Source organism: Sphingorhabdus sp., from assembly GCF_044239665.1.
In the GTDB taxonomy this organism is placed as follows: domain Bacteria; phylum Pseudomonadota; class Alphaproteobacteria; order Sphingomonadales; family Sphingomonadaceae; genus Sphingorhabdus_B.
In genome coordinates, this window is the sequence record NZ_JBIIBA010000007.1 from 13938 (window position 1) to 37549 (window position 23612).

Genomic DNA, 23612 nt, shown 5'->3' on the forward strand with positions numbered 1-23612 from the left:
AGATCCGATTTAACAGGAATTTTTATTCAATATGGCGTTTTCAGCACCCGTCGCAGAACAAAATTTTGTCCTCAAGCATATCGTCGGCATCGACGCATTGGCGCAGCATGCGCGTTTTGCCGATGCGACGCCCGATATGGTGCAGGCCATAGTCGAAGGCATTGGTGCCTTTGCCGAAGGTGAATTTGCCCCGCTGAACCGCATTGGTGACACCGTTGGCGCGCGGTTAATCGATGGCAAAGTGGTGATGCCCGACGGTTTTGTCGCAGCATATAAATCTTATGTTGCCAATGGCTGGGGCGCAATCAACGCGCCTGCCGAATTTGGCGGCCAAGGTCTGCCTTTCTCGCTGGCGACAGTCGCGCTTGATTCGCTTGGCGGCGCCAACATGGCCTTTGCCTTGTGCCCGATCCTCTCGGTCGGCGCGATTGAGGCGATCAACCATCATGGCACCGACCGGCAGAAGAATTTATTTCTGCCCAAGCTTTCGACAGGGGCATATTCCGGCACGATGAACCTGACCGAACCGCAGGCCGGTTCCGACGTCGGCGCGCTGAAGTCGACCGCAACCCCACGCGGCGATGGCACGTACCAGATCAAGGGCACGAAGATTTACATCAGTTTTGGCGACCATGACATGGCGGAGAATATCGTCCATTTGGTCCTCGCCCGCACGCCCGATGGCCCCGCCGGGACAAAGGGTATTTCCTTATTTCTGGTGCCCAAATATCAAGTCCATGCCGATGGCAGCATCGGTAACGCCAATGATATCAAGGTCGTATCGATCGAACATAAGATGGGCATTAACGCCTCGCCCACATGCGTCTTGGCCTTTGGCGAAGAAAGTGATTGCATTGGCGAGCTCATTGGTCCCGAATTTGGCGGCATGCGCGCGATGTTCACGATGATGAATAACGCCCGCCTGAATGTCGGCCTGCAAGGTGTACAAATTGCCGAGGCGGCCACGCAAAAGGCGGTCTGGTTCGCACGCGAGCGGGTGCAATCGGCAAAGGCCAGCGGACCATCGCGCGAAGCGGTGGCGATTGTCGAACATCCCGATGTGCGCCGTATGTTGATGCGGATGAAGGCGGGGACGCAGGCAATACGCGCTTTATTATATCTCGCCTCTGGCTATGTTGATCGGGCCACGCTGGGCGAGGCAGGCGCGCAGGATATGGTTGATCTGCTGACACCGCTGGCCAAAACTTATGGCACAGATATGGGCAGCGAAATCGCCTCACTTGGCATTCAAGTGCATGGCGGCATGGGCTTTGTCGAAGAAACAGGTGCAGCGCAATATTATCGCGATATCCGGATTGCGGCGATTTACGAAGGCACCAATGGTATTCAAGCGGCGGACTTGGTTGGCCGTAAGCTCGCGATGCAGGGCGGCGACGTCATCCGCAACCATCTTTCCGCGATATCAGCCGATGCGGCGGGGCATTCCGGCCTGTTGGCGCTGGCGGCGGCAAATGCGGAAGTCACCGAATATATGCTCGGCGCAGAGGTCGATGATCGCTTGGCGGGCAGCTATGCCTATACCAATATGATGGCGGTGGTGACGTCGGGTTGGCTGATGTTGAAGCAATATCGCGCCGCACAGGCCGAAATCACCAATGGCAACACCAGCGCATTTTTGCGCAGCAAGGTTGCAGCCTGCCGTTATTATCTGGATGTCATGGTGCCTGAGGCTTTGGCGTTCAAAGCCACCGCGATGGCGGGTGCAGAATTGCTTTACGCATTGGACGCGGAGGAACTGGCGGCTTGAACGAGCAAACGCTTAGACGCATTGCCGAAGCGTTGGAGCGGCTATCACCCCCGCCAGCGCCGCCAACGGACCTGTCGTCCTTTCCAGCCTATCATTGGAACGGAACAGCCTTGGCAGCGGTGCAAGATTTTAAGCCACTGCCCATTGACTTGATCGTCGGGGTCGACCGGCAAAAGACGGATTTACATGAAAATTGCCGGCGGCATGCGTCTGGCGCAGCGGCGCATGATGTTTTGCTGTGGGGCGCACGCGGCATGGGCAAATCCGCCTTGGTCAAATCTGTGGTGGCGGCCCTGCAGGAAGATGGCTTTTTCATCGCTTTGGTCGAAGCGTCTTCCAGTCATTTGACGAGCCTGCCAGCCTTGTTTGAAGAATTAGGCGCGTCGGGTCGGCGCTATTTGTTGTTTGTCGACGATATCTCGTTCGAACCGCACGACCAAAATGCGCGTCTATTGCGATCATTGCTGGAGGGCGGCGTGGAGGCGCGTCCAAACAATGTCCGGCTATGCGTCACATCAAACCGCCGAAATATTGTTGAACGCGACAGCCAGGCACAGGCGGACGCCATGAATGCCCGCGATTCCATTGACGACAGCCTTGCCTTAGCCGACCGATTTGGCCTGAAACTGGGCTTTCAATATCCCGATCAGGACGCGTATTTGCACATGGTCAGCAGCTATGCCGCCCATTTTGATCTGGACTGGGACGAAGCCGACGCGCTGGCCTTTGCCCAAGGACGCGGCGGTCGTTCAGGCCGGATCGCGTGGCATTATACCGTGGATATCGCAGGCCGCGCAGGCCGAAAAATTTAATTCTTCGCCCGTACGCGCCAGATGATGTTGCCAACGTCATCGCTGACCAACAAGGATCCATCCTTTGCCATCGCCAGCATCGTCGGGCGTCCCTGCGCATTGCCATCCTTGTCCAAAAAGCCTGTAAGGACATTGATAGGCTTGCCCGAGGGTTCGCCCTTGGCAAAGGGAACGAAGATCACATCATAGCCCGACACAGGCTTGCGGTTCCACGAACCATGGCGGGCCACAAACGCCCCTTCGGTGAGGCCAGCACCCAGCTTTGCATTATAACCAAACGCCAACCCAAGCGGCGCGGTATGCGCGCCAAGGGCATAATCGGGGCGGCGTTCATATTCGCGCTTTGCGGGCTTTGGCGGCGATACGCGGGCGTCGGTAAATCCGCCCCAATAATGTTGCGGCCAACCATAATCGGCGCCAAATTCCACAAGCGCCAAATAATCAGGCACCATGTCGGAGCCCAGCATGTCGCGTTCATTTACGACGCTCCACAAACGGCCCTTATTATCCCAATCCAGACCAACGGGGTTACGCATGCCAATCGCGTAGGGAATTTTCTTGTCCTTCGCGATGTCATATTCCAACACCATGGCACGGCCATTTTCGGTCTCCATACCATGTTCGCCAATATTGCTGTTCGATCCCACCGCGATGTAGATTTTCTTGCCATCGGGTGACGCGGCAAGGTTGCGCGTCCAATGGTTATTGGGGGCCATGGCGTTGAACTTTGTCAACTCCTTACCCTTGGCCGTAATTTTCGTATCGCCCAATGTATATGGGAAAACGACCAAGCCATCGGTATTGGCAACATACAGTTTCTCACCAATCAGGACCATGCCGAACGGCGAATTCAGCCCCGTGAGGAACGGCGTTTTCAATTCGGCCTTGCCATCGCCATCCGCGTCCCGCAGCAAAGTGATGCGGTTGGCAGAAGGGACACCGGCGCCCGCTTTGCCCATCAGCCATTTCATCACAAAGCCTTCAATGCCGCCAAGGTCACGTGGTGGTGAATTTGTCTCGGCCACTAAAATATCGCCATTGGGCAAAGTATATATATTGCGGGGATGGTCGAGACCTTCGGCAAAGCGTTCCACGATAAGGCCAGGCGCGGCAATCGGCGCTTCGCCAGCTTGCCAGCGGTCAACCTCTGCAACAGCGATAGTCGGTAAAATCTGCGGACGCGGCGCGGTAATTTCGGGCGAAGCACCGGTAACCGCATCCAACGAAAGTTGGGCAACATCGGGCCGGGTAATGTACCAAATGCCAGCAATCGCCAGAACAATGACGATCAAAACGATATTGCGCACATGCTTCCACATATTACTCGCTCCCTTAACGACGCTTGCGATCCATGACCCAAATCAGCACTGCGACAATGCTACCGATGACCATACCAATAACCGCTCCGGCGGAGGGTTGGTCCATGGCAACGCCGACAATGGCCCCGATTAAAAGACCAAAGGCAATGAAGATGCCGCCGGCAAGGCGGGGCTGACTATTTTCTGTTCCGGACATGCCGCCCCTTTGCCACCAACTGCGATGCGCAAGCAAGCAAGATGTTTATCTAACTTCCGTCATCCAATGACAGCAACGAGGCATTGCCGCCCGCGCTTGTCGTATCGGTGCTCGTCGTGCGTTCGGCGCAGAAGCGATAAAGATAATGAGGCCCGCCCGCCTTGGGCCCCGTGCCGGACAGGCCTTCGCCACCAAAAGGCTGGCTGCCAACGACCGCGCCAATCATCGACCGGTTGATATATAGATTACCTACACGCGCCAATTGTTCGATCAATATGCTGCTGCCTGCAATACGACTGTGTAGCCCCATCGTCAGGCCAAAGCCCTTGGCGTTTATCTTCGCAATGGTCGCCTCCAGCGATCCGGCTTTCCACGTTACCACATGGACCAATGGGCCGAAAAATTCGCAGTTCAATTCATCGATATCGTCCAATTGGATAACCGTCGGCGGCACGAACAGGCCGTTGGCGGGAACTGCTATTTCATGGATGATCCGGTCTTTCACACTGGCACGATAGGCCATCAACATATCATATGCCGCCTGATCAATCACTGGCCCAATATCCGTGGCCGGGTCCGCAGGATCGCCCATATTGAGCGTATCCATCGCCCCGCGCAGCATTTCGAGCGTATGTTCGGCAATATCTTCTTGCAGCAGCAACAGCCGCAGCGCCGAGCAGCGTTGGCCAGCCGATTGAAAGCCCGACACGATGACATCACGCACAACTTGTTCGGACAAAGCCGTCGAATCGACAATCATCGCGTTCAAGCCGCCTGTTTCGGCGATCAAAGGCACCAAGGGCCGATCATCATCAGCGACCAAATTGCGTGCAATCGCCTTTGCGGTCGGAACCGATCCGGTAAACACCACGCCCGCTATGCGTATATCCGCCGTCAGCGCCGCGCCGACATCCCCTGCCCCTGTCACAATCTGCAACGCGCCCTTCGGCACGCCAGCGGCATGGGCTAGGGCGACCGCGAACCTGCCGATGGCCGGCGTTTGCGGCGCTGGTTTGGCCACCACCGTATTGCCGGCAACCAAGGCGGCAGCGACTTGCCCTAAGAAAATCGCCAGAGGGAAATTCCACGGGGCAATGGCGATCCACACGCCGCGACCTTCATGGCGCAGGACATTGCGTTCACCCGTTGGCCCCGGCAATTCAATCGGGACCAAGTCGGTGCGCGCGCGCGCGGCGTAATATCGGCAGAAATCAATCGCCTCGCGGACTTCGGAAAGCGCATCGGATATTGTTTTGCGGGCCTCTTGCACGGCAATGGCCATGAGCTGGCTGCGGTTTTCCTCCAATAAATCTGCCAGTCGATCCAGGCAATCGGCGCGGGCGGCGACGGGTGTGCCCGACCATTGCGGATAAGCCGCAAGCGCAGATGTCACAGCCTCTGCCGGACTTACACTTAAGTCACCGTTCAAATTTACGGGCATGGCCATTTGGGCAGCGGTTTCTTGCAATATAACCGCGTCATCTAAATCTAGGCCGCTGCTGTTCACGCGCTCGGGCTGAAAAAGATCTGCAGGCGCGGCAATTGCGGGATGGCGCGTGCCGCCAACGGCCATGATTTTTTCGACCGGGTCCGCCAATAATTCGTCTTCGCTAATCGATTGATCCGCCAATTGGTGGACGAAACTGCTGTTCGCGCCATTTTCCAACAGGCGGCGGACAAGATAAGCCAGCAAGTCGCGATGTCCGCCGACCGGCGCATAGGTGCGGCAATTATAGCCATCCTCACGCACGAGGCGATCAAACAACCCCTCCCCCATGCCGTGGAGCCGCTGAAATTCAAAATTGCGCTGCGCGCCCGTCCATTGGAGGATAGTCGCGACGGTCAAGGCATTATGCGTCGCGAACGCCGGACGGATATTGCGCGCAGCAAGCATGTCCTTTGCGCAAGCAAGATAGGACACATCGGTCGCGGCCTTTCGGGTGAACAATGGAAAGTCGCTCAGGCCACGTTCCTGCGCATGTTTGATTTCGCTGTCCCAATAGGCGCCTTTCACCAAGCGCACTTGTAAGATGCGCGACGTGTCGTGGCCCAAGGCGTCGGCCCAAGCGAGCACGGGACGGGCGCGCTTGGAATAAGCTTGCACCGCCATGCCAAGCCCATCCCAACCAGACAAAGCTGGATCGCGCGCGACCTGCTCAATGATGTCGAGGCTCATCTCCAGCCGTGCGGCCTCTTCGGCATCAACCGTCAGTTGCACACCCAGCGAGGACGCAGAACGCGCCAGTTCGCGCACCATCTCTGCAAGTTCTGGCACGCATGTTGCGCTTTTTGCGGTTTCGTAGCGCGGGTGGAGCGCGGATAATTTGACCGAAACGCTATGCCCGCGTGCGGGGTTGCGGCCAACGGCGGCAACGGCGGCGGCATAGGATTGGAAATAACGTTCGGCATCCGCTTTGGTCCGCGCCGCTTCGCCAAGCATGTCGAAACTGGCGGTAAAGCCGCGATTATCCTTGGACTCCATCCGCGCCATCGCTTCGTCAATGTCACGGCCCATGACAAACACCTGCCCCATCAGCCGCATTGCTGCGCCGACGGCCTGACGCACAAAGGGTTCGCCGGCCTTTGCAATCAGGCGCTTCAATGTGCTCGTACTGTCGCCCAACACGGCCTTACCCAGCACTAAACCCCAAGTGGCACTGTTGACCAGCATGCTGGACGATTGTCCCTTATGATCACTCCAATCGGCGTCTGTCAGCTTGTCCGCAATCAGCAGGTCTGCCGTCTGCGGGTCGGGCACGCGTAAAAAGGCCTCGGCCAGAGACAAGAGCGCCGTGCCCTCTTCTGTGCCAAGGCGGTATTGCTGCAAAAAGGAGTTTACCCAGCCATCGGCCTGCACCTTGCGCAAATCGTCGAGCAGGCCGCGCGCACTGCGCACGATATCCCCCCGAATCGCCCCATCGACCGTGGCAGCGACCACAAGTGGTGCCAGCACGTCAGGTTCTGACGTGCGATGAAAGGACCGGATGGACAAGCGCGTGGAATCGAGTGCTGCGTTCATAGCCGCGCTTTGCAGGATAAAAACAAAGCAGACAAGTTTCAGTTGTAACGAAAAAGCCAGCCTTCTTCAGAAGACTGGCCTTAAGGTCACGTCAGGACAAAACCTGAATGACATTCTGCCCGGCGCTTAACACGGTTCAGGAGCGTCGCCGGACGGAATTTCTAAAACTTTTAGCGATAGCGGCGGCAGTTATTGTCCGACTTGTCGATAGCGCGTCCCGCCAAGGCACCGACCGCTGCGCCGATAATACTCGCTTCGGTCTTGTTGCCGCGACGCGCGACTTCGTTACCCAGCAGGCCACCTGCAACCGCCCCGATGACCGTGCCGCCCGTGCCCTTATCGCAACGCGCATTGTTGCGATAGTTATTGTTCCGGTAATAACGGTCACCACGGCGATATTCACGGCGGTCATAGCTGCCCTGACGATCATCTTGGCTGTAATAATCATCATGATAACGTTCGCGCGCCATTGCTGGCGTTACGGAAAATCCGGTTACGGCCGTCGCTGCAAGAACCAGCGCGCCGATGCTTTTCTTCAAATATGTCATTTTCGATACTCCTTCGTTTTTTCAAGGCAGGCTCGCATGGGGGAAATAGACGATTTGTTTTGCCAACTTTTGCCTTATGGACATCCCCTATTGCACCGAAGCTGAATGCGATTGTTATCGTTCGTTCATCTTTGGATGCAAAATGATGAACGGTTGGGAGTGTCATGACGGCAAAGATCAAACGTCTTGCGCTGGCCTGTGCGTTAGCGGCGCTGGCCATTGGCGGTGTCCGCACGATTTATCCGAGCAACAGCCAAGACATCAGCTTGCGGCCGCTCGCCCTTAACCCCGATAACCCAGCCCAAAAGCAGGTAGGCGCGTTGGAATTTGTCGCAGCGTGGGAATTACGCAGCCGCAACGAAAATTTCGGCGGTATTTCGGCACTGGTTGCCATCGCCAATGACCGCTTTGTCGGCATTGGCGACGCAGGGACTTTCATCCGCTTTGATTTGACCGATGATGGACGGATCGACCGCACCACAATCGCGCCGCTGCCAAATCTGCATGGCCCAAATGCAAGCTATAAAGACCGCGATAGTGAGGGACTGGTCTATGATCCCGATAGCGACCAATATTGGGTCAGTTTTGAGGGCAAGCACGCGATCCGGCGGTACAACGCATCTTTTGGGGGCGAAACCGGCATAGTCCGCCCGCCCGAAATGCAGCATTTGCCACGCAACAAAGGTGCCGAAAGCATCCTGCGATTGAAAGACGGTCGCTTTATCGTGATTGCCGAGAATCTCGACGGCGATATGCATCAGGCATTTTTGTTTTCTGGTGACCCGGTGGAAAGCGGCAGCAGGATCACGCCATTTCAATTCCGACCGCCAACCGGCTATCGCGTGACCGATGCCGTGCAATTGCCCGATGGGCGAATCGCGATTTTGCAGCGCGCCATAGCGTTTCCATCGGAATTTACCGCCAAGGTGTCACTGCTCAATCCCAAAAGCATCCGTGCCAATGGCGTGGCTTCGGCCAATGTCATTGCGTCGCTTGCACCCCCATTGCGCGTCGACAATATGGAAGGGATCGCCGTGACCAGCGATGGCGACAGCATATTCCTATGGCTCATCTCGGACAATAATTTCACCCTGTTCCAACGAACGATATTGATGAAATTCCGTCTGAACCAATAAGCGGACAGCAAAAAGCCGGAGGCATAGACTGCCCCCGGCTTATGATTCGTTTTCGCAAAAGGCCGCGCCAGCAGCCCTTGGCCTTACGCCGCAGCTTTTTGCTTCTTGGCGATTTCTTTTTTCACTTTGCGCGCATTGGTCGAAAGCTTCTCGTCCGAAGTCTTCAACAACCAATTGTCGAGACCGCCAACATGCTCCACCGAACGCAGACCGTGGGTCGACACGCGGAACTTGTAGCCTTGCTCCAATGCGTCCGACAACAATGTAACATTCTGCAGATTTGGCAGGAATGTACGTTTCGTCTTGTTGTTGGCGTGGCTCACATTGTTACCGACCAAACGGCCTTTACCGGTGAGTTCGCAGATGCGCGCCATGATATATATCCTGTATAAATGAGTGTATGCGGAATCACTGACCCGCGAAAGTCGCTGCCCCTAACCTTCCACGCCGAAAAGGTCAAGCCGATGTGTGGTCAAAAGCGGGAATCTGCGCTACCAAAACAACATGTCCCTGACCAAAGCCCGCGAAATGATGCATGAAGCGCTCAATCTTGCCCGCGCTGCGGCTGTGCAAGGTGAAGTGCCCGTTGGCGCAATCATCGTCAAGGACGGGGTCATTATCGGGCGCGGTGCCAACCGACCGATGGAAAGCCATGACCCCACCGCCCACGCCGAAATCATCGCCATTCGAGAGGCAGCAGCCTATCTTGGCAATGACCGCCTCACCGGATGCGACCTGTGGGTGACGCTGGAGCCCTGCGCGATGTGTGCAGGCGCAATTGCCCATGCCCGTATCGCGCGGCTCTATTATGGCGCTGACGATGCCAAGGGTGGCGCTGTAGCCCACGGCCCCCGCTTGTTTGAACAATCGACCCTGCACCACAGGCCAGAGGTATATGCCGGAATCGCCGCAGAGGAATCTGCGGCCCTCCTAAGGGATTTTTTCGCTAGCCGCCGTTAACGCAGATTTTCGTCAAAAAACGTCAGTGTTCGGGCCCAAGACAATTCTGCCGCCTTTGTGTCAAAACGCGGCGTGCTGTCATTGTGAAAGCCATGCTGCGTTCCGGGGTAGAAATGCACCTGAAAACGTTTTTGGTTTGCGATGAGCGCAGCCTGATAGGGTAACCAACCTGCGTTGATCCGTTCATCCACCTCGGCATAATGGACAAGCAACGGCGCTTTAATGGCTGGCACGTCTTCCGCGCGTGGCTGGCGACCATAATAAGGCACCGATGCCGCCATTTCGGGATAGGCCACCGCCAGCGCATTGCACACGCCGCCGCCATAGCAAAACCCAACCGCGCCCACCTTGCCCGTGCTTTCGGGATGATCCCGCAGATATTCAAAGCTGGCAAAAAAATCCTCCAGCAACTTTGCCGGATTCAGCTTCGCCTGCAACGCGCGGCCCGTTTCGTCATTACCGGGATAGCCACCAACCGAGGACAGACCATCAGGGCCAAGCGCCATATAGCCCGCCTTGGCCAAACGCCGCACGACGTCTTCGATATAGGGGTTAAGCCCCCGATTTTCGTGGATCACCAGCACCGTCGGCAATTTGCCCTTTGCCTTTGCGGGCTTGGCCAGCAAGCCATTGATGCTGCCATGACCATCGGGGCTGGGCACTGTCACGCGTGCGGTGATGATGGCGGGGTCATCCACCTTCACCTGCTGCGCCAGCGCGTAATCGGGCCGTAGCTGATTAAGAATCATTAGGCCCGTGACGCCGGCCGCCGCAAATTTCCCCGCCTCACGCAGGAATTCCCGCTTGCTTATCTTGCCATGGACATAACCATCAAAGATTTCGAGGATATAAGGATGAAAATCGCTAGCCTTCATGCGGGTTGGCTTGGCTGGCTTCATACCTAATTCCTTAATGGACAAAACGGGCAACGACGTCACGATAGGACCGGCTGACCTTCACCTGCGCGCCCGATTCCAGCACCAAAAAGCATTCGCCATTGGTATGCGGCTTTACTTGACGGACCTGATCCAAATTGACGATCGTGGAACGGTGGACACGTTGGAAGGTGCGCGGGTCGAGCCGCTTTTCCAAATCCTTCATAGTCTCACGCAAGATGAGCGAATTATCAGCGGTATAAATGCACATATAATCACCCGCCGCGTCAATGCGTTCAATGCTCGCGACATCGACGCGGAAAATCTGGCCGCGATCCTTGACGTTAATTAGCTTTTCAAAGCGGGTGGATGCCAGATCGTCATCCAATGAAACCAAATTGTCCGCCGCATTTGGCGCAACTTCGTTGATAACTGTGCGCAAGCGGTCAAGCTCTTCTGATGTCCGCTTGTCGGACAGCCGGCTACGCACGCGGTCCATGGTATCGGCCAGCCGCTCAGGTTCCACCGGTTTCATCAAATAATCAATGGCCTGCGCCTCAAACGCCTTAATGGCATGTTCGGAATATGCGGTCACAAATACGAACAAGGGCGGGTCGATGTCCATCACCCCTTGCACAACCGAAAAGCCGTCAAATCCCGGCATTTGAATATCGAGAAAAACCAAGTCGGGTTTTAACGTCTTGATTTTACGAATGGCCTCGCGACCATTGTGGCAGGTGGCCACAATTTCGATATCTTCAAAAGGTTGAAGCCGTAATTCGAGCCCCTGAATGGCCAGCTTTTCATCGTCGACCAATATTGTACGAATGCTCATGCGGATATCTTTCCTTGCCGTCGCGCCCCCGCTTGATTGTCTTCCCCTGCTGTAATCCTGCTTTGATAAGGGAGTTCCAACAAAACCTCAAACCCTCCGCCAGCTTTTACATAATGTTCAAAGCGTTGGTCCTCGCCATAAGCTTGCGACAGACGCTCTCGCGTGTTCGCCATGCCGACACCTGTGGATAGGCTGTGGTCTTGTTGCCCCGGCTGCAAGCCCGGGCCAGTGTCCGAAACGGTGATCCGCACCCTTTGGCCGACGAGTTGAGCGGTGACGGAAATATCAGCGCCCTCTTCCTTGGGCGTCACGGCATATTTGATGGCATTTTCCACAAGTGGCTGCAGCAACAGCGACGGGACCAATGCATTCTCAACCGCAGGCTCAATGATGAAATATGTCCGCAAGCGTTCTTCAAACCGCATTTTTTCAATATCGAGATACAGTTTCAGCGTCTCAATTTCCTGAGTCAGCGGCACTTTCGCCGCAGCCTCGTTGATGAGGGTAAAGCGCAGGAAGGAAGACAATCGCGACAGCATGGCATTGGCTTGTTCCGTCTGCTTCAACAGCACTAGGGTCGAAATGCTATTCAATGTATTGAACAGGAAATGGGGGTTGAGCTGATAACGCAGCATCGTCAGCTGCGCGCTAGTCGCCTGCGCTTCCAAGCGCATCATCTGGTCGGCTTGCTCTTCCGCGCGGACAAAATAATTGATGGCGTAATATAATGCGGACCATGCCGCCAGAAGCACCGAGTTGATGTAAATCGCCGCCAACCACAATTGCGCAAAGGGCGTTTCATCGACCCCATCACGAATGGTTTGAAGCACCCACACATCCAAATAGGCATAGCCAAGCGTCGCAAGTGAGACGGACACGAAGGTCAGGCTCCATGTGATAAACGGCCGCTGATCAATCAAGAAACGGTATATTACCGAGAGAAGCAGCGTGATCGAATAGCCGGTCACCGCAGAAATCAGGATGGGCACTAGGAAGCTGACGGGCTGCCCCTGCGCGATACCGGACGCTGCGCGCAGAATGACCGCGCCTGCCCAACCGGCCGAATGCAAGTTCCAAAAAGCGCGATTCTTGTCCGCGAAAAAGGGTTTATCTGTGAGCTCTAATACCGCCATAATTTCGGTCTAGCCGGATTTCGCGCGCGCATGAAGCCCTTGTTTCGTCTGCCAACGCTGTTAAACATCGCAAGTGAGAGGATAGCGAAATGGACAGCCAAGAAGACCGCGCACATTTTCACGATATGTCGCAGAGCACGCAAGAGGATTGGCAGATCATCATGCGGCACAATATCCCGTTTTCGCAAAATGGCGGACGCCGGATTTTGGACCATCTCAAATTGCTCGATGGGGATTTTGGCGGATTTGCAGTCGACCGGTTGACGCATTCCTTGCAGACCGCGACGCGCGCATATCGTGATGGTCGGGATGAGGATTATGTCGTGATGGCCTTGCTGCATGACATTGGTGATACGTTGGGCGCAACCAACCATCCGGACATTGCCGCTGCTATATTAAAGCCGTTCGTTTCGGAAAAGCTCCTTTGGATTGTGCAGAATCACGGCATTTTCCAAGGACAAAATTTCTTCCATCATCTGGGTCTTGACCGCGACATGCGTGAACAGTTTCGCGGGCATGAGTGGTTTGCCGATACCGAAGAGTTTATCGACAAATATGACTGCCCATCCTTTGATCCGGATTATGACACGCTGCCGCTGGAGTTTTTTGAACCGATGGTGATGCAGCTTTTCCGCAGCCCGCTCAACAGCATCTACAAGCGCGCGGCAGAGGCCGTCGCTTAAACCAGCCATTTTTCCAGCGTCCTTATAAAGAGGGCCGTTGATGCTTATCTTTACAACATGTGGGTCGGCGCATCCTGACCCAAGCTAAGCCTACGCACGCCTCCTCCGAAGGAAAATATCATGGCGAAGAGCCAAAAAAAGTCGAGCCGTGAAGTCCGCAAGCCAAAGGCGGAAAAGCCGAAAAAGCAAAACGCATCAAACCCGTCGACAAAGGGCAATCCAGCGGGCTTAGCGACAAAAAGCTGAGGGTTTAAAAAGTTCAGCATGACGTTGGGGGGATGCGTCGTCTCTTCCCCGTCGCCCACGACCGTCCCTCCTTACCGTCACCCTGAACTTGGTTCAGGGTCTATTTCTCGTCTCTACCCTTCGGTCTGTTTGGCACGATGGATGCTGAACCGAGTTCAGCATGACGTTTGGGAAAAACGCGCTCTCTTATTCCCGTCGCCCCAGCGTAGGCTGGGGCCTATCACGTCTATCGACCAAGCGAAGTGCTATCCGGACAGGCGCGATAGGCTCCAGCCTGCGCTGGAGCGACGTGGTGTTGGGGGGAGCGCGTCCTCTTTTCCCCGTCACCCCAGCGCGTTAACGCCCCAGCAATATCCGTGCCTGCCCCGCAACTTGTGCCAACATGGCGGGGGTCGGCGCACCTGCCATGCGGGCACGGTCCACCATCGCCTTGAACGCCCGCACACGCACTGCGTTAGCAACCAGCCAGTCTTGCGCATCCTCAAGCGGTTTCTTGGCCGCACGACGCCGCAGAAAGTCGAGGCGCATGGTTTGAAAATCTCGTGCGAGGCCAGCAACCAACAGCCGCTCCCACGGATCTTGCGGGTCGACCTGCATGGCGGTTCCCTGCGCCCAGCTTAAACCCAGCGCATCACCAAGGGCGGTAAAGGCGCGCGTTAGTGCGGTTACATCGCCTTTTTGCGCAGAGGAAAGCGCCGCCAGACCAATGGCGCCATCCAATTGCGCCAATTGCACCAGACGGTCCCCAATTTTGCGTGGCGCACCATTTTCGGTCAACCGCGCACCAAAACGTTCGGTCTGAAGCCGGACATCCTGAGGCAATAGCCCGTCCAATGCCGCCGTTAGCTTTTGCACCACGGGCGCATAGACCGCCGTCGCCGCCGCGACATCGCGACCTTCATGGGCATTGCGGATGATATCCGCCATTTGCGCGCGCACTTCCAAGGCCGCTTGGTTGAAGAGCATCAGCCGCGTGGTTTCCGGCATCGCGGTTATATCCATCATATTCCACAAGGCAGGCAGATCATAAATGCTCTCGGCTATGGCAAAGGCGGCGGCAACATCGCCAAGGCTGCAGCCTTCCTCTTCCGCCAATTCAAATGGGTGCAACATGCCAAGCCGGTTGATCATGCGGTTGGCCAACTTCGTGGCGATGATTTCCTTGCGCAGCCGGTGCCCCAAAATCGCCGACTTATGCGATTTGACCATCGCGTTCGGGAATGCCGCTAGAAGTTCGCCATCCATCGACTTGTCCTGCGCCAAAGGTGCGTCCTCAACACCATCCTGCGCTGCAAGCTTCGCTGTGGAGAGCAATATCGCCAATTCCGGGCGCGTGAGCCCGCGCCCTTCGCTCGCACGCCGAAACAGTTCTTCATTAGGCGCAAGTCCCTCAACCACACGGTCCAGTCGGCCAGCGCCTTCAAAAATCTCGATAAGCCTTACATAGGCCGGCAAATCCCCCGCACCGCCAGTTTCCGCAATAGACAAGGCAAGCGTCTGCAGACGGTTATCCTCCAACACCAAATGCGCCACCGCATCGGTCATCTCCGCCAGCAAGACATTGCGCGCGGGCTCCTTCAACTTGCCTGCACGCATCTGCGCATTCAGGGCGATTTTGATGTTCACTTCATTGTCGGAACAATCGACGCCCGCGCTATTGTCGATGAAGTCGGTGTTGATCCGGCCACCGCGCAGGGCAAAGCCAATACGTCCGGCCTGCGTCACGCCAAGATTTGCGCCCTCACCAATCACATGCGCCTGCACGTCTGCGCCGTTCACCCGAATAAAGTCATTGCCGGGGTCGCCGACGTCCAAATGGCTTTCGCTCCGGTCTTTAATATATGTCCCTATGCCGCCGAACCACATCAATTGAACGGGCGCTTTTAATATTGCGGTCATCAACGCAGATGGTTCAATTTCTTTCGCAACAATGCCAAGCAAGCTACGGATTTCAGATGTTGTTTTGATGATCTTGTCCGTACGCGCAAAGACGCCGCCGCCCTTGGATATCAACTTTGCATCATAATCAAGCCAGCTGGACCGCGGCAAGTTGAACAAACGCTGACGTTCTTTCCAACTGGTCGCAGGGTCGGGATCGGGGTCGAGGAAAATGTGCCGATGGTCGAACGCCGCGACAATTTTCAACGTTTTTGAAAGCAACATGCCATTGCCGAAAACGTCCCCTGACATGTCACCAACGCCTGCAACCGTCACCGGCTCTTTTTGGACATCAATACCCATTTCGGCAAAATGGCGCTGCACAGATAGCCAGCCGCCCTTTGCGGTAATGCCCATCGCCTTATGGTCATACCCAACCGAGCCACCACTCGCAAACGCATCACCAAGCCAGAAATTACGCTCCAGCGCGATGGCATTCGCGGTGTCGGAGAATGTCGCCGTGCCTTTGTCCGCCGCAACCACGAAATAAGGGTCGTCACCGTCATGGATGACGACATTGTCAGGATGCACAATCCGGTCGTTGACGATATTGTCGGTAATCGACAGCAAGGTCCGGATGAAGATTTTATAGGCCTCTGTGCCTTCGGCAAACCAGGCATCGCGGTCAACGCGCATGTCGGGCAGACGCTTGGGGTAGAAGCCGCCTTTTGCACCGGTCGGGACGATAACCGCGTTTTTAACGCGCTGCGCCTTCATCAGGCCCAAAACCTCGGTGCGGAAGTCATCACGCCGGTCGGACCAGCGCAAGCCACCGCGCGCAACGGGTCCAGCGCGCAAATGAATGCCCTCCACGCGGGGCGAATAGACAAATACCTCGCGCCAAGGCAGCGGCGCAGGCAGGCCAGGCACTTTTGCGCAATCCAGCTTGAACGCTAAGGCTTCGGCTGCCGCTGCGGAAAACGCATTGGTGCGCAATGTTGCCAGCACCACCGCCCAAAACCGGCGCAAAATGCGATCTTCGTCAATCGCCGAAACCGCCGCCAGATCGGCGGTGATGGATTTTTGATATTTTGCCGCTTCCTTGTCGCGGCTGCCGTTGGTTGCCGGATTATGCAAAGCATCGAACAGGGATATGATCGACCGCGTCACATTGGCGTTTTTGGCCAAGGCGGACACCACTGTTGGCATGCCATAGGCCACACCTGTTTGACGCAAATAGCGGTACCATGCGCGCAGCCAAATGACCGATTGCGGCGCAAGCCCGCCAATCGTGACCAGTTGGTTGAACACGTCATTTTCAAAACTGCCATCTAAAACTTGGCTCAGCGCACCTTCAAGGACGCGCGGATTTTCTAAGACAGTTGCAATATCGCCGCCGCGCAAGGCAAGACGGAAGTCATGGATATAATGACCATCGCCCAATGCGGTCGGCGTTTCCTCCAAAACATCAAAACCGAAATTCTCCAGCGCGGGCACGACATCGCTCAACGGCAGGGGGGCGCCATGGCTGTAGATTTTCAGCCGAAGCTTGCCCTCTTCTATAAACAGCCGGGTGATCTTGCTATGGTCACGTTCCATGGCGAGCAAGCCAATCATGTCCCGCGCAGCCTCCTCGGTCGAGTAGCTACTGCGGTAATTGGGCGGGAAGCCAGCGCCGTAGCGCACAAGCATGGCGGCGGCGCGTTTTTCATCGGTCAGTTGCGCCAATGCAACCTCAACCGCTGGTTCCCATCCACGCACCATCAGCTCCAGCTTTGCATCGAGGCCAGCTTCGTCCACTGTCTGCCCACGATCCGGCAAATCGAGCGTATAGCGCAACAAAGCCACGCCGCCGTCGTCCAAACCGATGGTCCAACCTAATAAAGACCCACCTGTGGCATCCATCAACATCGTCTGGATCTGCTTACGGATGCCGGTCGACACATCATCGCGTGGCAACCATACAAAGATGTATAAATGACGTCCCAATGGCGACCGCAGCGCAATCAGCTTGGGGCGCGGTCGGTCGGTCAGCGACATGGCAGTCAGCGTCACGCGTTCCAGATTATCAAGCTTGAGCGCAACCAAAAGGTCGTGCGGCAGCGCGGTCAGCGCATGGGCCATCGCCTTGCCAGCATGGCCCGAAGGGTCAAAGCCATAACGCGCCATCAACGATGCCAGATGCGTTCTGAGCACAGGAATGGATTCCGGAGCAGTTGCCAGCGCCGCGCTTGTCCAAAGCCCGGCTGTGACGGCTAAGCCCGTTACCCGATCGCCCGTTTGCACCGGCGTAACAATCAGGTCCAATTGAACATTGCGATGGACGTTCGAAACACGGTTGGATTTCAACACCAAGGGCGCAAGACCGCCGGCTTCAAACCAATTTATGGCAAGGCTGACACTATCTTCCGAAAGCACAGGCGCGTCGCTCACGCGCGATAGGCCAAGGCGGTTGGACCGCGCACCATCGCTGCTGATCCGCTCATGCGCCAATATCGTCATGTTATTGTCGTGGAACCACCGGATCAGGGCGGTACCTTCGCTATCCGGCAGGCTGTCGGCGTCGGCGGACAAGGCAGCGAGCATATCGCGCCAATCTGTTACCGCGCCGCGAACATCGGCGAGAACAGCGGCCAAATGCGCCTCAAGCTGACGTCGTTCCTTGGCGTCAACGCGCTCCGTCTCCAGATATATGAAGGATTCGCGTGCCTGCCCATCCATTCGTTTACGGCTGATTGAAGTCAAAGCGCGGGCGTCATCGCGGACAACGCTCAACACTGGGTGGATGATACGCTTCACCGCTATCCCATGAGCAGCAACCGCAGACGACACCGAATCCACCAAAAAGGGCATGTCGTCATTATTCAGCGATATGCGCATCATTAAACGGCCATGCCTATCGGTAAAGCTATCCAATGCAATCGCCGCGCTGCCCGCCTTGCGATGCAGGCCTGTTTCGATGGTGAAGCGCGCGGCATCTTCGGCCGCCTTGGCATCAAAACCTTCATTTTCGCCCGGCAAAGCGGTCTCGGTAAAGGCGCAGACCATATCCTTCAAAAGGGTCTTGTCGATTTTTACCGCGTTCTTCACAATTTTGGCGGCCGCCATGAAATGATCTCCTGAGCCCGCAAGCATCTGTTTATGCGCCATGTTCAACGACACAGTGCGTTGTAATTTTATTACAAGACTTATGGCGTCCTTCTCAAGCTTAAACAAGTCACGTCTGTAACTTCTTGCGACCTGCATTGCTCCTGTGTAGCGTAAAATGAATCAAGGGATGTTTGGAGGGTTGCGTGGATAAACGGCTTACATTGTGGATTTTGGCAGGAATGATCCTGGGCGTAGCAGTCGGCTATGCGGTCCATGTCAGTTTCGCGCAGGACAGCACCTATTTTGAATATTTTTTAAAGACGTTTAACCTTCTATCCAATATATTTCTGAACTTAGTCAAACTGTTGGTTGCGCCACTCATTCTGTCAACCATCGTCGTTGGTATCGCGCATATGGGCGACAGCTCGGCGCTCGGCCGCATCGGTTTTCGGGCCATCACATGGTTTATCATCGCCAGCTTCATCTCAATTGGCCTTGGCTTGTTGATGGTGAACCTGTTCCAACCGGGCGTAGGCGCGCCCGTTGACAGCATTGCAAATGCTGCTGCAACCATTGGCGAGGTCAAGAAACTCGACTTTTGGGAATTCATTCTTTCGATTTTCCCCAAAAACGCTTTTGAAGCGATGGCCACCAACAACATATTGCAGATTTTGGTGTTCGCCTTGTTCGCTGGCATCGCGCTTTCGGCCCTGGGTGAAAAGGGTGCGCCTTTGGTGCGGGGCGCAGAGTCACTTGCAGAAATGATGCTTCAGATAACGCATTATGTGATGCGTTATGCCCCCGTCGCAGTTTTCGGCGCATTGGCAGCTGTGGTTTCGAAAAGCGGCTTGGCGATCCTTGCGACCTATTTGGAACTGGTGACGGAGTTTTATCTGTCGCTCGCCTTGTTGTGGACGATCCTCTTGTCCGTCGGCGCAATCTTTCTCGGTCGGCGGATTTGGACGCTCATCCGCTACATCCGCGAACCTATGTTGATCGCATTTTCTACCGCATCCAGCGAAGCGGCCCTGCCCAAATTGTTTGAACAGCTCGACCGTTTTGGGGTTCCGCGCCGGATTTCGGGCTTCATGCTGCCCTTGGGTTACAGCTTCAACCTTGATGGTTCGATGATGTATATGAGCTTTGCCACAATCTTCATCGCGCAAGCTTATGGCATTGACCTATCCATCGGCACGCAGATCCTTATCCTGCTTACCCTCATGATTTCCTCCAAGGGCGTCGCCGCCGTGCCGCGCGCTTCGTTGGTGGTCATCACCGGTACATTGGCCATGTTCGACCTTCCAGTAGAAGGCGTCGCACTCATTCTGGCTATTGACCAGTTCCTCGATATGGGCCGCACCGCGACCAATGTCGTCGGCAACGCCGTTGCAACGTCCGTCATTACCAAATGGGAAGGCATGTTGGAGGTGGAACAGCCGGATTATGTCGAACCACCGCACGCCCCTGCGCACACCGCAGCGCACGGCAAGGCTGGGCTAGACCTCGCCAGCGATATGGTCACTGACGAGCGGTCGACCAAAATTTAGGCGGGGTGTTTGTAACCTAGCAAGGTGCCCTTGGCGCCTTTGCTGTCGAGCGTGAAGTCCATGTTCGGATGGTCTTTGCGCCAGCGCCGCGCCACGACACGCTCGCCGGGTCGCGCGGCGTCATCCAACAGCACCTTGCCGCCGGGACGGATGAGCGGAAACAGGCTTGCGGCCGCACCGCGCACATGTGGATGAATGGCCCAAGGCGGACCATCGACTATGAGCAAGTCAATCTCTTTGGGAACATCGGACAGTTGATACCAGTGCCCCGGCCAACCAATGGGTGGTGTGCCCAGCGGCGCGTGCCGGATTTCTGCGTCCATATCATTGTCGCGTATCCAGTCTTGAGTCGTTTGCGCAAACGCAGCATGTTGGTCAAAGCTGACAATCTTTCCGCCACCAAAAAGCTGCAACGCGCGCGCAGCGATAAAAGTGGAGGCCCCGCAGCCCAATTCGACGACTTGTGCCGGTCGCATGTCTTCGATTGTCGACACAATGTGCCACAAAAAATTTGTATCGGCTTTCCAACTACCTAAATTAGGCAGCGCATCGATAGGTAATCCGAGATAGGCAAGCAGAGCAGCCTTGTCTTTTTTGCGGCCTCCATCAAGGCTGCGCAGCAACCACGGCCATTGAATAGCACCATAAGCCATGACCATCACGCGGTCGCCCAAAGACAAGCTAAGGTCCAACTCATGAAGCGGCATCAAGGCCGTCGTTTCGCGTGTAGTCATCGCGTCCCAAGAGCGGTGAAGCGGACAACAGTCAATCAAAGAGTGATCGGACCGACGGATTATCTCCACACATGGCACGGCACGCCGTTTACAAAGCGCGCTGAACGCACGTTTCAGGGCTTTGACAATGTGGAAAAACCTTCCATAACATCATGCAGGAAGAGGAGATATTCATGGACAATGGCCAGACGGCACCGGCTGCAAAATCGACGATTACAAATCCCAAATTGCTGCTGTGGATATTGATGATTGTTTATGTGTTTAATTTCCTCGACCGACAGATTGTCAACATTTTGGCTGAACCCATCAGCCGGGATCTCGATCTGTCCGATACCCAAATTGGTTTGTTAACTGGTCTTGCCTTTGCGCTTTTCTATACATTGCTGGGCATCCCCATTGCGCGTTATGCGGACAATAGCAGCACCAATCGCGTTGGCCTGATATCGATATCCTTGGCGGTCTGGTCCGCCATGACAGCCTTATGCGGATTGGCACAAAATTTTGCGCAATTGGCGCTCGCCCGCGTAGGCGTTGGCGTAGGTGAAGCAGGGTGCACCCCCGCCGCCCACTCGCTGATCACCGACAGCGTCCCGCCGGAAAAAAGATCCTCTGCCATCGCATTTTACGGCCTTGGCATTCCGATCGGCAGCTTATTGGGCCTCGTCATCGGTGGCGTTTTGAACGATGCTTATGGCTGGCGCGTAGCATTTATGGCGGTCGCCATTCCAGGCCTCATATTGGCGGCTGTCCTGCCCTTTATATTGCGCGAACCCCGCAAGGCCGAAGCGGCTGCCCGCGCATTGTCCGGCGAAAAGGCCCGCGATGTTCTTTCGACCAAAGACGCGCTTAAAGAAGTGTTCAGTTCGCGCGCCTTTGTGATGTTGGCCATTGCGGCATCATTCACCGCGTTTCTGTCGTACGGCAAAAGCGTTTGGGCAGTCATTTTGTTCATTCGCTCGCACGGCCTTAGCCCCGGGGAAACCGGCCTTTTGCTTGGCCTTGTCTTGGGCGTGGCGGGTATGATCGGCACGTGGCTGGGCGGCATGATGGCCGACAAGTTCGGCAAAATCGATAAACGTCATTTGTTGACCACACCGGCCATCGGGATGGTGATTGCCGCGCCCATATTGTTCTTGGGCTATTTCGCAACCGACTGGCGCGTGGCGATACTCTTATTATTTGTGCCATCGGCATTAAACGCGGCTTATTATGGCCCGACCTACGCCTGTGTCCAAGGATTGGTAAAGCCAGAGGCCCGCGCTGTCGCCGCCGCGTTTATGCTGTTCGCGCAAAACCTGATCGGCCTTGGATTAGGCCCCTTGTTGTTCGGCATGATGTCAGACGCGTTCAAGCCATTGGCCGGCGATGACAGCGTCCGTTGGGTGCTCTACGGCGCAGCATGGCTTGGCCTCATCCCTGCTTTCTTCTTCTGGCGCGCTAGCTTGCGCCTGAAGGCTGAACTGAAAACAGGTTAGGTCCAGACCCTAATCCGCAAAGGGATCGCGCACCAAGATCGTATCTTCGCGCTGCGGCGAGGTGGATACCAAGGCAACGGGTGTTTCGATCAATTCCTGCACACGCGTGATATATTTGATCGCTTGTGCCGGAAGGTCGGCCCAACTGCGCGCGCCTGCGGTGGTTTCCTGCCAACCGGGCATTTCTTCGTAAATGGGCTCGACAGCGGCTTGCTCTGCCGCATGCGCAGGCAGATAATCATAAACCTTGCCATTCAGGCGATAGCCCGTGCAAATCTTGATCGTATCAAAGCCGTCAAGCACGTCCAACTTTGTCAGCGCAATGCCGGTCACGCCGGATACGGCGCAGCTTTGGCGCACGATTACGGCGTCAAACCAGCCACAACGGCGCTTGCGCCCCGTGACAGTGCCAAATTCATGGCCGCGTTCACCCAGCCTTTGACCCGTTTCATCTTCAAGCTCGGTCGGGAATGGCCCTGACCCCACCCGCGTGGTGTAAGCCTTAACGATACCGAGCACAAAGCCCGCTGCACTTGGGCCAAGGCCGGAACCGGACGCCGCGGTGCCCGATACGGTGTTGGACGAGGTTACGAAAGGATAGGTGCCATGGTCAACGTCGAGCAATACGCCCTGCGCGCCTTCAAACAATATCCGAGCCCCTGCCTTGCGCACATTGTTCAGGCGCCTCCAAACGGGCTGGGCATATTCGAGAACGAAGGGCGCAATTTCTTTCAGGTCAGCGATCAAGCGCGCGCGATCAACGGGCGGTTCGCCAAATCCGGCGCGTAAAGCGTCATGATGCGCGCACAAGCGGTCAAGCTGCGCATCCAGAGCATCAAGATGGGCAAGGTCGCACACGCGGATCGCACGGCGGCCCACCTTGTCTTCATATGCAGGGCCAATGCCGCGACCCGTCGTGCCAATCTTGCCCGACCCCGCCGCAGTTTCCCGCAGACCATCCAAATCGCGGTGAATTGGCAAGATCAATGCGCAATTATCCGCGAGCGCAAAATTCTCGGTCGTGATGGAAACGCCCTGCCCGCGCAGCTTCGCCATTTCGTCGCGCAACGCCCAAGGGTCGAGAACCACACCATTGCCAATAATCGACAATGTGCCGGTAACTATGCCCGAAGGCAGCAACGACAATTTATAGACATTGTCGCCAACGACCAAAGTATGGCCAGCATTATGCCCGCCTTGAAAGCGGACGACGGCATCAGCGCGTTCCGCCAGCCAGTCGACAATCTTACCTTTACCCTCGTCGCCCCATTGTGCGCCAATTACGGTTACATTCGCCATCAGATATTCCCTGTCAAAGCCAGATAGCTCTGGGGCCTTTTTCTGCGCAGGAGGTTTTT

General features: G+C 56.0%; 19 protein-coding genes. 8 read left to right on the top strand and 11 right to left on the bottom strand.

Annotated features, from left to right (window positions below):
* Positions 1 to 31: 31 nt before the first annotated feature.
* Together ACILP3_RS03435 and ACILP3_RS03440 are read left to right on the top strand one after the other, a co-directional pair.
* Positions 32 to 1768 (top strand): acyl-CoA dehydrogenase, encoded by a 1737-nt coding sequence (locus ACILP3_RS03435; RefSeq protein WP_395615274.1) that lies wholly within the window; start codon positions 32 to 34, stop codon positions 1766 to 1768.
* Entirely contained in the window at positions 1765 to 2580 is an 816-nt protein-coding gene (locus ACILP3_RS03440) for an ATP-binding protein (protein WP_395615275.1), read from the top strand. The genes ACILP3_RS03435 and ACILP3_RS03440 overlap by 4 nt, the downstream gene beginning before the upstream one ends.
* Here the strand turns inward: ACILP3_RS03440 and ACILP3_RS03445 are convergent.
* The 4 genes from ACILP3_RS03445 to ACILP3_RS03460 all read right to left on the bottom strand — a co-directional run bounded on the left by ACILP3_RS03445 (position 2577) and on the right by ACILP3_RS03460 (position 7662).
* Positions 2577 to 3899 (bottom strand): PQQ-dependent sugar dehydrogenase, encoded by a 1323-nt coding sequence (locus ACILP3_RS03445; protein ID WP_395615276.1) that lies wholly within the window; start codon positions 3897 to 3899, stop codon positions 2577 to 2579. The genes ACILP3_RS03440 and ACILP3_RS03445 overlap by 4 nt on opposite strands.
* 13 nt (positions 3900 to 3912) lie before the next feature.
* Positions 3913 to 4095 (bottom strand): hypothetical protein, encoded by a 183-nt coding sequence (locus ACILP3_RS03450; protein ID WP_395615277.1) that lies wholly within the window; start codon positions 4093 to 4095, stop codon positions 3913 to 3915.
* A 49-nt stretch (positions 4096 to 4144) separates the two neighbouring features.
* On the bottom strand, positions 4145 to 7114 hold the full coding sequence (locus ACILP3_RS03455) for an L-glutamate gamma-semialdehyde dehydrogenase (protein WP_395615278.1): 2970 nt from the start codon (positions 7112 to 7114) through the stop codon (positions 4145 to 4147).
* 170 nt (positions 7115 to 7284) lie between these two features.
* The gene (locus ACILP3_RS03460; protein ID WP_395615279.1) at positions 7285 to 7662 is read right to left on the bottom strand and encodes a glycine zipper 2TM domain-containing protein; all 378 of its coding nucleotides are present in this window, start codon (positions 7660 to 7662) and stop codon (positions 7285 to 7287) included.
* A gap of 164 nt (positions 7663 to 7826) precedes the next feature.
* On the opposite strand from ACILP3_RS03460, the gene ACILP3_RS03465 reads away from it, so the two are divergent.
* Positions 7827 to 8798: an esterase-like activity of phytase family protein gene (locus tag ACILP3_RS03465; protein WP_395615280.1), complete on the top strand. Its 972-nt coding sequence runs from the start codon at positions 7827 to 7829 to the stop codon at positions 8796 to 8798.
* A gap of 83 nt (positions 8799 to 8881) precedes the next feature.
* On the opposite strand, the gene rpmB is transcribed toward ACILP3_RS03465, so the two are convergent.
* Positions 8882 to 9172, bottom strand: a complete 291-nt coding sequence (rpmB, locus tag ACILP3_RS03470) for a 50S ribosomal protein L28 (protein ID WP_125230549.1) — start codon at positions 9170 to 9172, stop codon at positions 8882 to 8884.
* A gap of 130 nt (positions 9173 to 9302) precedes the next feature.
* On the opposite strand from rpmB, the gene tadA reads away from it, so the two are divergent.
* Positions 9303 to 9758, top strand: a complete 456-nt coding sequence (gene tadA / locus ACILP3_RS03475; protein WP_395615281.1) for a tRNA adenosine(34) deaminase TadA — start codon at positions 9303 to 9305, stop codon at positions 9756 to 9758.
* Here the strand turns inward: tadA and yghX are convergent.
* From yghX to ACILP3_RS03490, 3 genes are read right to left on the bottom strand one after another with little or no spacing between them, the layout of a single operon-like run.
* Complete coding sequence (yghX, locus tag ACILP3_RS03480) at positions 9755 to 10657, bottom strand: YghX family hydrolase (protein ID WP_395615282.1); 903 nt, start codon at positions 10655 to 10657, stop codon at positions 9755 to 9757. The genes tadA and yghX overlap by 4 nt on opposite strands.
* 10 nt (positions 10658 to 10667) lie before the next feature.
* A complete protein-coding gene (locus ACILP3_RS03485) occupies positions 10668 to 11468 on the bottom strand; it encodes a LytR/AlgR family response regulator transcription factor (protein ID WP_395615283.1) in 801 nt (266 codons plus the stop codon).
* Positions 11465 to 12601 carry a sensor histidine kinase gene (locus tag ACILP3_RS03490; protein WP_395615284.1) on the bottom strand — a complete coding sequence of 379 codons (1137 nt, stop codon included), beginning with the start codon at positions 12599 to 12601 and terminating at the stop codon, positions 11465 to 11467. The genes ACILP3_RS03485 and ACILP3_RS03490 overlap by 4 nt, the downstream gene beginning before the upstream one ends.
* An 89-nt stretch (positions 12602 to 12690) precedes the next feature.
* Between ACILP3_RS03490 and ACILP3_RS03495 the strand changes: the two genes are divergently transcribed.
* Both ACILP3_RS03495 and ACILP3_RS03500 read left to right on the top strand, forming a co-directional pair.
* Positions 12691 to 13284, top strand: coding sequence for an HD domain-containing protein (locus ACILP3_RS03495; protein ID WP_395615285.1), 594 nt, complete (start codon positions 12691 to 12693; stop codon positions 13282 to 13284).
* 120 nt (positions 13285 to 13404) lie between these two features.
* Positions 13405 to 13530 carry a hypothetical protein gene (locus tag ACILP3_RS03500; protein WP_295444678.1) on the top strand — a complete coding sequence of 42 codons (126 nt, stop codon included), beginning with the start codon at positions 13405 to 13407 and terminating at the stop codon, positions 13528 to 13530.
* A 336-nt stretch (positions 13531 to 13866) separates the two neighbouring features.
* On the opposite strand, the gene ACILP3_RS03505 is transcribed toward ACILP3_RS03500, so the two are convergent.
* Positions 13867 to 18516: an NAD-glutamate dehydrogenase gene (locus ACILP3_RS03505; protein WP_395615286.1), complete on the bottom strand. Its 4650-nt coding sequence runs from the start codon at positions 18514 to 18516 to the stop codon at positions 13867 to 13869.
* A gap of 185 nt (positions 18517 to 18701) precedes the next feature.
* Between ACILP3_RS03505 and ACILP3_RS03510 the strand changes: the two genes are divergently transcribed.
* Entirely contained in the window at positions 18702 to 20045 is a 1344-nt protein-coding gene (locus tag ACILP3_RS03510) for a dicarboxylate/amino acid:cation symporter (protein ID WP_395615287.1), read from the top strand.
* Here ACILP3_RS03510 and ACILP3_RS03515 read toward each other — a convergent pair.
* On the bottom strand, positions 20042 to 20779 hold the full coding sequence (locus ACILP3_RS03515; RefSeq protein WP_395615288.1) for a class I SAM-dependent methyltransferase: 738 nt from the start codon (positions 20777 to 20779) through the stop codon (positions 20042 to 20044). The two genes, ACILP3_RS03510 and ACILP3_RS03515, sit on opposite strands and share 4 nt — an antisense overlap.
* Before the next feature lie 173 nt (positions 20780 to 20952).
* Between ACILP3_RS03515 and ACILP3_RS03520 the strand changes: the two genes are divergently transcribed.
* Positions 20953 to 22254, top strand: coding sequence for a spinster family MFS transporter (locus ACILP3_RS03520; RefSeq protein ID WP_395615289.1), 1302 nt, complete (start codon positions 20953 to 20955; stop codon positions 22252 to 22254).
* Between the two features lie 9 nt (positions 22255 to 22263).
* Here the strand turns inward: ACILP3_RS03520 and ACILP3_RS03525 are convergent, their stop codons facing one another.
* Positions 22264 to 23553 (bottom strand): adenylosuccinate synthase, encoded by a 1290-nt coding sequence (locus ACILP3_RS03525; protein ID WP_395615290.1) that lies wholly within the window; start codon positions 23551 to 23553, stop codon positions 22264 to 22266.
* Positions 23554 to 23612 lie beyond the last annotated feature (59 nt).

Excerpts from the sequence above, each read along its gene's own strand:
- ACILP3_RS03435 (WP_395615274.1), top strand. The coding sequence starts at position 32 with ATGGCGTTTTCAGCACCCGTCGCAGAACAAAATTTTGTCCTCAAGCAT.
- ACILP3_RS03520 (WP_395615289.1), top strand. The coding sequence starts at position 20,953 with ATGGACAATGGCCAGACGGCACCGGCTGCAAAATCGACGATTACAAAT.
- ACILP3_RS03460 (WP_395615279.1), bottom strand. The coding sequence starts at position 7,662 with ATGACATATTTGAAGAAAAGCATCGGCGCGCTGGTTCTTGCAGCGACG.
- ACILP3_RS03500 (WP_295444678.1), top strand. The coding sequence starts at position 13,405 with ATGGCGAAGAGCCAAAAAAAGTCGAGCCGTGAAGTCCGCAAGCCAAAG.
- ACILP3_RS03485 (WP_395615283.1), bottom strand. The coding sequence starts at position 11,468 with ATGAGCATTCGTACAATATTGGTCGACGATGAAAAGCTGGCCATTCAG.
- ACILP3_RS03495 (WP_395615285.1), top strand. The coding sequence starts at position 12,691 with ATGGACAGCCAAGAAGACCGCGCACATTTTCACGATATGTCGCAGAGC.
- ACILP3_RS03445 (WP_395615276.1), bottom strand. The coding sequence starts at position 3,899 with ATGTGGAAGCATGTGCGCAATATCGTTTTGATCGTCATTGTTCTGGCG.
- ACILP3_RS03505 (WP_395615286.1), bottom strand. The coding sequence starts at position 18,516 with ATGGCGGCCGCCAAAATTGTGAAGAACGCGGTAAAAATCGACAAGACC.
- ACILP3_RS03525 (WP_395615290.1), bottom strand. The coding sequence starts at position 23,553 with ATGGCGAATGTAACCGTAATTGGCGCACAATGGGGCGACGAGGGTAAA.
- ACILP3_RS03450 (WP_395615277.1), bottom strand. The coding sequence starts at position 4,095 with ATGTCCGGAACAGAAAATAGTCAGCCCCGCCTTGCCGGCGGCATCTTC.
- yghX (WP_395615282.1), bottom strand. The coding sequence starts at position 10,657 with ATGAAGCCAGCCAAGCCAACCCGCATGAAGGCTAGCGATTTTCATCCT.
- tadA (WP_395615281.1), top strand. The coding sequence starts at position 9,303 with ATGTCCCTGACCAAAGCCCGCGAAATGATGCATGAAGCGCTCAATCTT.
- ACILP3_RS03515 (WP_395615288.1), bottom strand. The coding sequence starts at position 20,779 with ATGACTACACGCGAAACGACGGCCTTGATGCCGCTTCATGAGTTGGAC.
- ACILP3_RS03490 (WP_395615284.1), bottom strand. The coding sequence starts at position 12,601 with ATGGCGGTATTAGAGCTCACAGATAAACCCTTTTTCGCGGACAAGAAT.
- ACILP3_RS03465 (WP_395615280.1), top strand. The coding sequence starts at position 7,827 with ATGACGGCAAAGATCAAACGTCTTGCGCTGGCCTGTGCGTTAGCGGCG.
- ACILP3_RS03455 (WP_395615278.1), bottom strand. The coding sequence starts at position 7,114 with ATGAACGCAGCACTCGATTCCACGCGCTTGTCCATCCGGTCCTTTCAT.
- rpmB (WP_125230549.1), bottom strand. The coding sequence starts at position 9,172 with ATGGCGCGCATCTGCGAACTCACCGGTAAAGGCCGTTTGGTCGGTAAC.